The 12,197-nt window shown below is 70.7% G+C and carries 8 protein-coding genes; 4 read left to right on the top strand and 4 right to left on the bottom strand.

Annotated elements, in window-relative coordinates:
- Positions 1-10: 10 nt before the first annotated feature.
- Together CAP_RS13820 and CAP_RS13825 are read right to left on the bottom strand one after the other, a co-directional pair.
- Positions 11-751 (bottom strand): hypothetical protein, encoded by a 741-nt coding sequence (locus tag CAP_RS13820; protein WP_044240778.1) that lies wholly within the window; start codon positions 749-751, stop codon positions 11-13.
- A gap of 91 nt (positions 752-842) precedes the next feature.
- Positions 843-3,023, bottom strand: coding sequence for an ABC-F family ATP-binding cassette domain-containing protein (locus CAP_RS13825; protein WP_231511451.1), 2,181 nt, complete (start codon positions 3,021-3,023; stop codon positions 843-845).
- Between CAP_RS13825 and CAP_RS13830 the strand changes: the two genes are divergently transcribed.
- The 3 genes from CAP_RS13830 to CAP_RS13840 all read left to right on the top strand — a co-directional run bounded on the left by CAP_RS13830 (position 2,981) and on the right by CAP_RS13840 (position 7,015).
- Entirely contained in the window at positions 2,981-4,282 is a 1,302-nt protein-coding gene (locus tag CAP_RS13830; protein WP_044240779.1) for an NHL repeat-containing protein, read from the top strand. The two genes, CAP_RS13825 and CAP_RS13830, sit on opposite strands and share 43 nt — an antisense overlap.
- Positions 4,283-4,356: 74 nt before the next feature.
- On the top strand, positions 4,357-5,580 hold the full coding sequence (locus CAP_RS13835) for an alpha/beta fold hydrolase (protein WP_044240781.1): 1,224 nt from the start codon (positions 4,357-4,359) through the stop codon (positions 5,578-5,580).
- Between the two features lie 304 nt (positions 5,581-5,884).
- Complete coding sequence (locus CAP_RS13840; protein ID WP_156040771.1) at positions 5,885-7,015, top strand: hypothetical protein; 1,131 nt, start codon at positions 5,885-5,887, stop codon at positions 7,013-7,015.
- A 570-nt stretch (positions 7,016-7,585) separates the two neighbouring features.
- Here CAP_RS13840 and CAP_RS13845 read toward each other — a convergent pair.
- Positions 7,586-8,047 (bottom strand): hypothetical protein, encoded by a 462-nt coding sequence (locus tag CAP_RS13845; RefSeq protein WP_044240783.1) that lies wholly within the window; start codon positions 8,045-8,047, stop codon positions 7,586-7,588.
- A 154-nt stretch (positions 8,048-8,201) separates the two neighbouring features.
- Here CAP_RS13845 and CAP_RS13850 point away from each other — a divergent pair, with 154 nt between their 5' ends.
- Complete coding sequence (locus tag CAP_RS13850; protein ID WP_081864864.1) at positions 8,202-10,016, top strand: CheR family methyltransferase; 1,815 nt, start codon at positions 8,202-8,204, stop codon at positions 10,014-10,016.
- Between the two features lie 99 nt (positions 10,017-10,115).
- Here CAP_RS13850 and CAP_RS13855 read toward each other — a convergent pair whose 3' ends face one another.
- A complete protein-coding gene (locus CAP_RS13855; protein ID WP_197041169.1) occupies positions 10,116-12,143 on the bottom strand; it encodes a GAF domain-containing sensor histidine kinase in 2,028 nt (675 codons plus the stop codon).
- Between the last annotated feature and the right edge of the window lie 54 nt (positions 12,144-12,197).

Raw genomic sequence — 12,197 nt, forward strand, 5'->3', positions numbered from 1 at the left:
CCGGCGCGGACTACTTCTTCTTCGGGTCGGGTTTGTCCTGCCCGTCCCAGAGCGTGACGGGGGCGTCGAAGGTGCCGGCGACCCAGGAGGGCTTGTAGCCCTCGCCCGAGGTGTCGGACATCACGACGATGCGGCCCTGGGCGCGGCCGACCTCTTGAATGCCCTTCTTGGCCTTGTCGTAGGGCTTCACCTCCCAGGAGGTGAACTCGATGGCCCAGGCGTTGTCGCAGTTGTAGCTCGTGGTGCCGCCGTCGGGCTTCTTGATCTGGAAGTAGCCCCGGTTCTGGCCGAAAGGCACGGAGGGCTTGGCGCCCTTCTTCGGCGCCTCCTTGAGGTAGACCGTCACGGACTGGCGCTCCTCGAAGGGCAGCTCCTTGTCCTCACCGATCTCGATCCTCCACTCGCCCTGGCTGCGGGAGACCTCGGCGGTCGCCATCTCCACGGCCATGCCGTTCGCATCGGACACCGCGACCGTCTTGGGAGCGTCGTCGAGCTTCGGGGTCTTGGTCCAGGTGAGCGCGGGGAGCTTGACGGTGACGTGCTTGGCCTGAGGCTCGGCCGGCTCGGACTCCTCCGCCACTGCCTCCTCGGCCGGGGGCTCGGCGTCGGCGGGCTCCGCGTCGGGGGCCTCGGCGGGCTCGCTCGCGGCCTGCGGCGGGAGGGGCGCGGAGGGGGGAGGCGCCGGGGGCGGGGGCGCGCCACCGCAGGCAGCGAGGAGCAGGACGGCAACGACGACGGACGTTCGGTTCATGGGCCGGGTCTCCTGCACCAGCTCCGTGCCGATGTCACGACCCTGATGGGCCTACCGCGACGGACCTGCCTCGTCAGTCCTCCTGTTTCCATCATCCCTCACCGAGCGCCGCGATCTCTTCCTCCAGCGCTTCCCACTCCGCCGACAGCGCCTCGACCTTGGCCCCGAGCGCTGCCTGCTCCTTTTCCAGGGCCGCGATCTCCGCCTTCGGGGTCTTCTCGAAGAAGCCCGCCGTGCAGTAGAGCGCGTCGATCTCCTTCTTGCGCGCCTCCGCCGCGTCGATCGCCGCGATCACCTTGTCGCGCCGCGCTGGCAGCTCCTTCTGCTTGTTCTTGCGGCGCTTCTGCTCTTCCCACGAGAGGCCCGCGCCACCTCCGCCACTGCCTCCTGCTGCGGCTCCTCCGGTCCCCTGGGCCTCGGTCCCCGTCCCCTTCCCTGCCCCATCCCCGCGCGCGTCCTTCTGCTCCCTGGCGGCGCGCTTGGCCTTCAGGGCCACGCTGTCGGAGTCGAGGTGGTCGTCGCCGCAGCGGGCCAGGTACTCCTCGTAGGTGCCCTCGAAGTCGTTGGGGCCGGCAGGCGTCACCTCCAGGATGCGCGTCGCCAGCCGGGAGACGAACCAGCGGTCGTGAGAGACGAGGATGGTGGTGCCCTCGAAGGACTGGAGGCCCTCGGCGAGCGCCTCGATGGACTCCAGGTCGAGGTGGTTGGTCGGCTCGTCGAGGAGCAGGACGTTGGGCTCGTCGGCCATGATCCGGCAGAACAGGAGGCGCGCGGCCTCGCCGCCGGACAGGCTCCCCACCCGCTTCGTCACGTTGTCGCCGGAGAAGAGCATCTTGCCGAGGCGGCCGCGCACGCCGCTCTCCGGGTCGGTGGGGAGGGCGGCGCGCAACACCTGCAGCGGCGTCGCCGAGGGGTCGTCGAGCACCTCGCGGTGGTCCTGGGCGAAGTAGCCGAGGCGCACCTCGTGGCCCCAGTCCACGGTGCCCGCGTCGGCGGCGAGCCTGCCGGCGAGGATGCGCAGGAGGGTGGACTTGCCGATGCCGTTCGGGCCGATCACCGCGATGCGCTCGCCGCGGCGGGCGACGAGGCCGACCCCGGAGAGCACCCGCTTGTCGCCGTACGCCTTGGAGATGCCGCGCGCGGTGAGCACGTCACGGCCGCTCGGGCGGGCCTGCACGAAGCGGAAGTGGGGCGCGCGGCGGGAGGTCTCGGGCAGCTCGGCGACCTCGATCTTCTCGATCTGCTTGAGGCGGCTCTGGGCCTGGCGCGCCTTCGTCGCCTTGTAGCGGAAGCGGTCGACGTAGGCCTGCTTGTGGGCGATCTCGGCCTCGGTGCGGGCGATCTCCGCCTTCTTCTGGTCGAGCTGGGCCTTCTTCTCGGCGACGAAGGTGGAGAAGCTGCCCGTGTAGAGGGTGACCGTGCCGTAGTCGACGTCGAGGATGTGGGTGGCCACGTTCTCCAGGAAGCGCTGGTCGTGGGAGATGACCACCACGCAGCCGGCGTGGGTGCCGAGGAAGCGCTCCAGCCAGCGAATGGAGAGGATGTCGAGGTGGTTGGTCGGCTCGTCGAGGAGCAGGACGTCGGGGCCGCCGATCAGCACCTGGGCCAGGAGGACGCGCAGCTTGAAGCCGCCGGAGAGGGTGCCGAGGGGCATCTCGTGCGCCTCGCCGGGGATGCCGAGGCCCTCCAGGATGGCCGTGGCGCGCGCCTTGAGGGTGTAGCCGTCGTTGGTGCGGATCCGCTCCTCCAGCTCGACCACCCGGGCCGGGTCGCCGTGGCCCTCCTCGATGGCCTTCTGGGCGCAGAGCGCGTCCCAGACCACGACGTCGCCGCGCATCGCCAGGTCGAGGATGCGCTCGTCGTCGCTGAGGAACCGGTCCTGCCGCAGCACGCCCAGGCGGGACTCGCGGGGCATGCTGAAGCTGCCCTCCGTGGCCGGCTCGTCGCCGGAGAGGACCTTGAGCAGCGTGGTCTTCCCCGAACCGTTCGCGCCCACCAGGCCGTAACGGGCGCCGGGGTTGAGCTTCAGGGAGACGTCCTCGAACAGGACCCGATCACCATAGGACTTCCCGAGGTTCGACGTGACGATCATCGCCCGCCGACTGTAGTCCGCAACGGAGCCCGCGGGACAGCGCGGCGTACCGCGGTCTCCCCCGACCGTGGCGCCGGTGAAGCGGGCCTGCCTGCTGATCCTTTGCGCGCCGGGCTCCGCCGGGTGATGCTCGGCCCGTGCCGCCTTCGCCGCCTCCTCCGGGTGCATCGAGCGCTCCACGCCTCCTGCCTCTCGCCGGGCTCACCGCAGCCGTGGTGCTCGTGGCGGCAGCCGCCGCGAGCTGCGGTGCCCGCAGCAGCCTCTTCGAGAGCGACGAGGGCTCGCCGTCCACGAGCAGCACCGAAGGTACAGGCGGCGACGGTGGCGAAGGCGGGGCCGGGGGTCTCGGGGGTGGCACGACGACCACCACGATCACGACCACCACGACCACCACCCCCACCGAGCCGCTCTGCACCTCCGACGCGGACTGCGACGACGGGCTCGAGTGCACCCTCGATTTCTGCGACGTGTTCGGGTGCTACTGGTACGCGGAGCACACCTTCTGCGACGACGGGATCTTCTGCACCGTCGACGAGTGCCACCCGGCGATCGGGTGCACGAACATGCACACGGACGACATCTGCGAGGACGGGATCGCCTGCACCATCGACGTCTGCGACCCCGACCTCGACGCCTGCGTCGTGGAGCCCTGCGACCTGGAGTGCATCAATCCCCTGTTCTGCGACGGCATCGAGCGCTGCGATGCCCAGATCGGGTGCATTTCCGGCCCTCCGGCGTGCTCGTTCGGCCTGGGCTGCGACCAGAGCACCTGCGCGGAGGGGGACGACACCTGCACCCACACCCTGCCGCCCGGGTGCGTGGCGCCCGACGTGCACCTGCTGGTCACCGACGACAGCGGCAACCTGTACGATGTGGCGCCCTACGCCTCGGGGCCGCCGGTGCTCATCGCCCCCACCACGGGGCGCGTTCACCTCGACATCGCGGTGCTCGGGGGGCGCTGGTTCTCCATCGGGGCCGATCTGGCGGAGCTGCTCCCCGGGACCAACCAGGTCATCGCCACGTTCCCGGACGTGGGCGGCAACTCCCTGGGCGCCGGTCCCGATGGCATGCTCTACGGCGCGGCCCAGCTCGTGTACCGCATCGACCCCAACACCGGCGCGTGGGCGTTCATCGGGGCGCTGCCGCCGGGGCACACCTCCAGCGGCGATCTCACCTTCATCGGCGACCTGATGTACGTGGCGACGGACGGCATGTGCGGGGGCAGCCTGGTCGAGTTCAACCTGGTCACGGGGACGAGCCAGGTGCTCGGCGGCAACGGCCTCGGCTGCGTCTTCGGCCTCGCTGCCATGGGGGACCAGCTCGTTCTCTACACCTGCGACGGCAGGATCGGGACCTTCGACCCGGCCACGCGCGACGTCCGGATGATCACCACGACCAGCATCCCGGTCTACGGGATCGACCTCCTCTCCGGCCCGTGAGGCTGCCCCGGGCCCTCCCGCGGCCAGCGCCGCGTCCTTCACGGGGCGCGAGGGAGGGTGCGATAGTCGCCGGGATGGCTCGCGGGCAGTTTCCTCTCGGCGTCGTGGCGGGGCTCGCCGGGCTCTGGGGACTGCTGCGGCTCTTCTTGATCGCGGCTGGAGGGGTGCCGGGTCAGGGGGTGGCGCTGCAGGTCGGGGAGGCGCGGGTCACGGCGATCCATCTCATCGCGTCGGACGGGGGAGAGAGGGCGCCGCGGCTGCTCGTGGCGGCGCACGGGGGGCTGGCGTCGAAGGAGACGCTGCTCGGGGCGTGCTGGGAGGCGCGCCGCCGGGGCGCGGATTGCCTCGCGGTCGATCTGCTCGGGCACGGGGGGGCGAGCGCGATCCCGGGGTCGCGGGTCGTGGAGGAGATGCACCGGGCGCTCCGCGTGGATCGGGTGCTCGGCGGCTACCGGGAGGTGCGGTTCGTCGGGCACTCGCTGGGGGCTGCGCTGGGGTGCGGGGGGGCGTTCCCGTGCCAGGCGTCGGTCGCGATCGGCAACCGGGCGCCGTGCGCGGAGAGCCGCATCGTCTGGGGAGACGTGCACCGCGCGCTCGGGCTCCCGGCGCCGTTCTACGCGCTCTCTCACGTGCTCGAGCCCTGGACGCCCGGGGTGCTCGACCAGGCCGTCACGCGCGTGCTCGGGCCGGCGCCAGCGGTGGACGCGCCCGCACCCGGGGGAGGAGGGCTCGCGCGCCTCGGCGCGGGCCTCCACAGGCTGCTGGGGGGGCCCATCGCCGCCACGGTGGCGGTGGCGTGGGCTTCGTTCGTGGTGATGATGGTGCTCGGGGTGGTGGTGGCGGGGTGGGTGCGCCGGGCGGTGGAGGCGCCTCCCTGGGCGCGGGGGTTGCTCGCGGCGGCGGCGGTCTACGCGGCGCTCGCGGTGGGGGCGTGGCGCGCGCTGTGGTTCCTGATCCCGACGCAGGGCTCGGACGTGGTGATCGTCGGCCTGTGCAGCGCGGGGGCGATCGGGGTGGCGCGCGGCCTGCGGACGCTCGGTGTGCGCGCGCCCGGGTGGGGCGTGCTGCTCGGGGTGGTGCTCGGACAGGCCCTGGGCATCTGCGGGTGGTGGCTGTTCCCGCGCCGTGAGCTCGCCGGGATCGTGATGATGATGCCGATGCTCCACGCGCCGCTGGCGATCACGGTGGCCGTGTGGGAGCGCGCCTCGCGAGCGCGGGGGGCCTGCGTCGTCGAGAGCGCGACATTCGCCACGGCCCTGCTGGCGACGTTCCAGGCGCTGCTGCTGCCAGCCTGGTGAGCGCGCTCCATCCGGTGTGTCAGCCACATAACCAGGACCCCCGCGACCTCGTGCCCTGACAGAGGGGGCCTCGTGTCCCAGGTAGGACACCACCCCGCGAACACCTCGGACCTGTTCCCGGAACACCTCGGACCTGTTCCCGGAACACCTCGGACCTGTTCCGCGAACACCTCGGACCTGTTCCCGGAACACCTCGGCGCCGCCTGGGCTCCCGCAGCATCGACGCCGTCTCCACGAAGACCTGATTCCCGGGGGATTCCCGGGCGTTGCGCGCAAGGGGGAGGGGCGTAGAGTGAGGGAGCCCATGAGTGCCCTCCGCGCCGCGCGTGCCCTCCTCCCCGCCCTGACGCTCTCGCTGCTCCTCGGCTGCCAGGACTCGCGACGGGTGCCGCCCCCGCCGGAAGCGTCGCAGGGGGATGGTCCTTCGCCCCGCACGGAGCCGCAGGGCTCTCCACAAGCTGCCGGCCGCGGGCCCGATGGAGAAGCGGTCGTTCCCAGCAAACCTCCGGTGCCCGGGGAGGACGGACCACCCCCCGGCGCCACGCCCCCTGGCGCCACGCCCCCCGCCTCTCCTGCCTCCCAGGCTCCCGGCGCTCAGGGAGCGGTGGCGGGAGCGACGGCCGGGACGGCGGCGGCGGCACAGGCTGGGGGCGGCACAGGCGCGGCTCCCCAGGCGGGCGGGGCGCGCGTCTTCGACCACCGCCATACAGACATCGACCGCATCCCGGCGAAGTGCATCCAGGCGCTCACCTCGTCGCCGAACGTGATCCATTACGGGCACCGCTCGCACGGGGCGCAGATCCTCGCGGGGGCCAAGGCGCTCAAGGCGTCGAAGCCGGCGCTCAACCTGGCGGTGGGGTATGCCTCCGTCCCCCACGATACGAACGCGCTCCGGATGTGGGACGGGATGCTCAAGGACAACGCGGTGAAGGCCGAGAATTACTGGGCGACCGACGCGGCGGTGGCCGATCTGCGCACGCTGCTCAAGGGGCACCCGGAGATCCGCACCAGCATGTGGGCGTGGTCGTACGAGATTGCGCAGCAGTCGCAGGAGCAGATCCAGCGCTATCTGACCACGCTCTCGGCGCTGGAGAAGGAGTTCCCCAAGGTGACGTTCGTCTACATGACCGGACCTGGCGACGACACGTACAACGGCAAGAACCGGGCGGAGCGCAATCAGCAGATTCGGGATTACTGCCAGGCCAATCACAAGGTCCTCTATGATTTCGAGGATCTCGACGTGTGGGGCGACGGCAAGCGCCACACGGCCACCGCGGATGGCGCGGTGATCCCGATGCAGCACCCGAAGTTCAGCGTGAAGACCCCTGGCAACACCGACTACCAGTGGACGCACGCCACCCAGGAGAGCAGCGAGACCAAGGCCCGCGCCTTCTGGTGGATGATGGCCAAGCTCAATGGCTGCGAGCTTCCCTGAAGGCGAGGCGCACGGGTAGCGCGACGCTTTGCCTGCGGGAGCAGGGGCCGAGCCGGGCAGGGTTGGCGAGGGTTGGGGGCCAGGAGGCCCGGGGTTCCCGGGCCCGGCCAGTCACCGGCAGAAAGCCGGCCGTGGATCCGCCGCGCGACGTCGGCGGAGAAAGAGGCGTCGCCCACGCGAACGCCGCGGACACCGGATGGGTCCCGCGTCGGTGAGCAAGATCCAGTGACTCAGATCGAAGCCTTGGACATTGACCATGAATGTTGCGACGCAGCGTGGCTGGCGGCTCCGTTCTCTCGAACGGATGAGCCACGCAAGAAACCGCAGGACCTCGAAGAGCGCCGATAACCCGACAGCACCTCAGGCGAAGCATCCCGGAGCCCCGGTCGGCGTTCCCGGACAGGAGGAGACCAGCAAACGCCAGCCCCATCTCCGAGCGCCCCCCCCAGGGCGCGCCGACTCTTACACTTTATCGCGCGAGCGCTGGCGACGTTATAGGAGCGAGCAGCATAGGCTGGTCCGGTACCACCTGAAGGAACTTGCGGACATCGCCCCACTGCGCCGCGTGGCCTAGCCGCGGTGGCGACGCTCGGAGTCGGTCCACCATCCCCGGCAGCTACGGAGCGCATCCGCGAACTGCACGGCCGCCGCGCGGGTCATCCACTCGAGCTGGGTGATCTGCTTCGGCCGCAGGACAGGCCTGCGCTTGAGCTGGCCGAGACACGCTTCGTTCACCCTCAGGTATTCCGCCTGCGCTCGCTGCGCCTGCGCCGCAGCGCGCTGGTAACGCTCCGCGGCATCGCGGAGCCGTAGCCTCAAAGAGGGGTCACCGGTCCCCTCCCGCGCCGTCTCTCCCTGCCCGTTCACGACCCCCGGGAGCGCCGACGCGACACTTGCCTTCGTGCTCGCTCCTGCAGCTACTTCCAGGCTCGCCTCGCTGGTGACTTCGCCCGTGGCCTCGTCGATGATCACGAGCTGCTGCGACCCGAGGAGATCGCTCTTCTGGGAGCGGAAGAGGCTCAGGGCATCCACGGCCGGAAGGTTTCTGCCAAGCGCCAGTCGACCCCTGCGCACCAAGACGAAGAGGCTGAACGAGGTTTTTGGCCCTACGATTGCGTCTTTCTCCAGCATAAGGATCTCCCCCCGTGGCGTTGGTAACAGCTACAGGATACTGGTCTAGAGAGAAATGAGCACCACGAGTTTCGTTCAGGCCGCTCATCCCCGTGAAACAGGCGCGATTCGCATGTTTCCCGCGATCCTGCGCAACCGTGTTCACGACACGCCCTTGCGGGTCTGGGTTCCTGCCTGCGGCACCGGCGAGCGCGTGTACGCGCTCGCGATGGACCTCGTGGAGTCGATGGAGAAACTCGGCGTGAGCTACCCCGTCCGCATCTACGCGACCGATGCGGACGAGCAGGTGGTGGCGAAGGCCCGCGCTGGCAGATACTCCGCCGACTCCCTGAGCGAGATGCCGCCGGAGCGGCTCCGCCGGTTCTTCACCACGTCGACCCATGGCGTCGAGATCCGTCACACCATCCGCGATCTGTGTGTCTTCGCGACCCACGATCTCGCCCACGATGCTCCTTACACCAAGCTCGATCTGATCGATTGCAGTGCGCTGACCGGTCCCTCCGGAGAGGAACTCCTCGCGCGCGCGCTGCCACGGCTCCACCATGCGCTCACCGCATCCGGGGTCCTGGTCTGCGACGATGACACGACGGCGCCCGGGCATACGTCCCTCTTTCGGCCCCTCGACCGGAAGCGCGGGGTCTTCACGAAACCACCGTCTGCTGGCCGCCTCCCTGAGGGCGTCTCGCCCACGTTCGCCCGCGGCAGGTCGCTGCCCCTTCCCCAGCCCCTCAACGGCCCAACCGAGGACCGGGACCCGCGGGGCGCGATCCAGGAAGCCCACCGGATCCTGATGGTGCGCTACGCTCCGTCCGGGGTGATCGTCGGCCCTGATCAGCAGGTCCTGCAGTTTCTGGGAGCCACCGGCCCCTACCTCGAATCGCCACCCGGGGAGCCCAGCCACCATATCTTCGAGATCGTGCGTGGCTGGCTGACCGCGGCGCTCGGCGCCTCCCTCGAGCGCGCCAGGGAGTCCGGTCAGTGCGTCCGCATCGGACCGATCAGCCCTCCCGAAGGCTTCGCGCTCAGCCCGGTCATCGTCGAAGCCATCCCGCTCCGGGCGCACGAGAGCGACGACGCGGCCGCGCCGCCCGAGCCCTACCACCTGGTGCTCTTCGAAGCGCAGAAGGGCGGCGAGGCCACCGAGCCCCTCGTCGCGCCGCCGCCCGGCAACGACCTTCCCGAGGCCCCTGCGGCACCGGACGTCTCGCCCAGCGTCAGGCAGATGGCCAAGATCCGACGAGAGCTCCAGATGTCACGGGAGAGCATGCAGTCGCTCATCGAGGAGCTCACCGCCACCAACGAGGAACTCCAGGCCTCCAACGAGGAACTCCTCGCCAGCAACGAGGAACTCCAGGAACTCGCCGACACTCTCGACACGACCCGCGAGGAGTTGCAGAGCACGCACTGCGAGGTCGTGGTCCTCAACCAGGAGCTCGCGCGCAAGAACCGCGAGATCAACCAGCTCAGCACGGAGATCGGGAGCGTCTTCGACACCACCGATCAGGCCCTGGTGCTCGTCGGCGCAGACCTCAGGGTGATCAGGTTCAGCCGCGCAGCCGCGGAGATGGTGGGTCTCACCGCGGAGAGCATCGGGGGGTTTCTGGGAGCGCTCTCTCTGAACCTTCCCACCGCCCCGCTGGAGCGCCGTATCTCCGACGTCATCGACACCCTGGAGGGCTTCGAGGGCGAGGTGCAGGACCACGGCGGGCGCTGGTACGGTCTGCGCGTCCAGCCCTGTCGCGCCTCGGGCGGCATGCTGGTCGGCGCTCTCCTCCAGCTCACCGATCTCGATCTCCTGCAGCAATCGCTCGAGCGCGCCCTGGGGCGCATCCGCGGCGAGGCGCGCCGCCCTCCCGACGCCTCGCCCTGAGCATTGCGGCAACATCGCCGCGGCGCTGCTGTGACGGAACGTCAACGCTGCGGTACGGGACGCCAGCGCTGCGGTACGGGGTGCCAGCGCTGCCGCCCTTCAGACCCCCCGTGGGACCTCTTCCACGGGCAGGCGCGGGTCGTCCGCCGGATCTACGGGCACCCGCGGCTCCGGCAACTCGGGCCCTGGGTCTCCAGGGTTCGGCCTCTCCTTTGCGGGTTCCTCCTCGGTCTCCCGGCGCGGCAGCGCTGGGTCAGGACCAGGCGTCTCCGAGGCTTGAGCCGACAGCAGAGGGATCTCCACCACCATCTTCGTCCCGTGCCCGCGCCCGGCGCTCTCGGCGTGGATGGTTCCCTCATGCGCCTCCACCAGGTGCCGCACGATCGCGAGACCCAGCCCGAGCCCTCCGTGCCGGCGGGAGTCGTTGCCCACGCCCTGGCGGAACGGCTCGAAGATGTGAGGCAATAGCTCCTCCTCGATTCCCTGCCCCGTGTCGGCCACCTCCAGGAAGGCCATGCTCCCTCTCCTTCCCACCGTGACCGAGATGGTGCCCCCCTCGGGCGTGAACTTCAGCGCGTTGCCGATCAGGTTCGCCACGACCTGCTCCATCCGCTTCGGGTCGGCCAGGATCATCGCTGGGGTCCCCACTTCCGTCGGGCCTTCCAGGGTGAGGTGCTTCGCCGCAGCCCCGGGTGAGAGCTCCGCCACCGCACGCTCGACCACCACGCAAAGCGGCATCGGCTCCTTCTCCAGGCCGAGCTTTCCGCTCAGCACCCGCGAGGTGTCGAGCAGGTCGTCCACGAGGCGCGCCTGCAGCCGCGCGTTGCGGTCGATCATCTCGATGGCGCGCGGCACGTGCTCCGGCTTCACCACCCCGGCCTGGAGCATCTGCGCCCAGCCCAGCACCACGGTGAGGGGCGAGCGCAGCTCGTGCGAGATCATGCTGAAGAACTGGTCCTTCGCGCGGCTCGCCAGCGCCGCCTCGCGCACCGCCGCCTCGGCGCGCGCCCGGTGCGCGCTGGCCTCCTCGAACAGCTTCGCGCGCTCCACCGCGTGCCCGCACAGCTCGGCCAGCGTGAGCAGGAAGGTTTGCTCCTCCTCCCCGAAGCCATCCGGGTGCGGCATGCGGACGCCGAGCGCTCCTACCGGCTGCCCCTCCACGAGAAACGGCACACAGGCGAAGGTACCACCGCGGGTGCGCCGGGAGCTGGGGCTGCGGTCCTTGAGCCGCGCGCCCGATCGCTGGCCAGCGCCGCGCGTCCCTGGCTCCGCCCTCGGCCACCATGGCATGTGCGTCTTCAGCACCTCCGGCAGGTAGCGCAAGAGCATCGCGTCCCGGACCCCTTCGATCTCGGCCGCCTCCCCCGCCTCTCCCACCACGCGCGGCGTCTCTTTTTCGGCTGGCATCAGCAGGGCCACGGTGGCCACCGCCCCGAGCCCCTCCAGCGCCTCCCGCGCCGCCACGGCGGCGACCTCCGTGAACCCGGGCGCCCGCGACAGCGCCGCCGTCACCCGCTGCAGCCGCCGCAGCCGCGCCGCGGCGTCCTCGGCCGTCTTGCGGCCCGCGGACTCCGCGTCGTGCGACGACGCCCGCTCGAGGGCCCGCCTCCCCGCGCGCTCCAGCGATCCGAGGAAGGCCCGGTCCCCCGCGCTGAACTCCCGCGCCCTGTCGAAGAACACCGCCAGGGCGCCCACCACGCCAGCCCTGCAGCGCAGGGGCACGCACGCCATGGCCGCCACCCCTGCCAGCTTCAGGGTGCGCGAGAGGTGGGGGTGCGTCTCCGAGGACGAGGCCCACAGCGGCTCCCCGTGACGCGACACGAGGGTGAGGGGGAACGGGGCGTCGAGCGGGGAGCGCGCCCAGAGCGCGCCCACGGTCGGATCCAGGCCCTGGCCGTTGATCAGCGCCACCTCCTGGCCCATGTTCGACAGGAGCCCCAGCGCCCCCCCGGTCGCCCCGAGCGCCACCATCGCGGCTTCCACCAGCACCGCCGCCACTTCCTCGACCGTCGTCGCGCTGGCGAGCGCCGTGGCCACGCTCTGCAGCTTCAGAACGCGCTGGGCAGGATCGTTCAGCGCATCCGCATCCGCATCCGCGAGCACCTTGGCTTGTCGAGCCCCCGTCATGGACGTGGAGTTTGATTCATCCGCGTCGTTACCGCGCTTGGGGTCGCTCCTGAA

The sequence above is a fragment of the Chondromyces apiculatus DSM 436 genome, from assembly GCF_000601485.1.
GTDB lineage: Bacteria > Myxococcota_A > Polyangia > Polyangiales > Polyangiaceae > Chondromyces > Chondromyces apiculatus.

Bases quoted from the DNA above. Each gene is read 5' to 3' on its own strand.
- CAP_RS13820 (WP_044240778.1), bottom strand. From the start codon at position 751: ATGAACCGAACGTCCGTCGTCGTTGCCGTCCTGCTCCTCGCTGCCTGC.
- CAP_RS13835 (WP_044240781.1), top strand. From the start codon at position 4,357: ATGGCTCGCGGGCAGTTTCCTCTCGGCGTCGTGGCGGGGCTCGCCGGG.
- CAP_RS13840 (WP_156040771.1), top strand. From the start codon at position 5,885: ATGAGTGCCCTCCGCGCCGCGCGTGCCCTCCTCCCCGCCCTGACGCTC.
- CAP_RS13855 (WP_197041169.1), bottom strand. From the start codon at position 12,143: ATGACGGGGGCTCGACAAGCCAAGGTGCTCGCGGATGCGGATGCGGAT.
- CAP_RS13850 (WP_081864864.1), top strand. From the start codon at position 8,202: ATGAGCACCACGAGTTTCGTTCAGGCCGCTCATCCCCGTGAAACAGGC.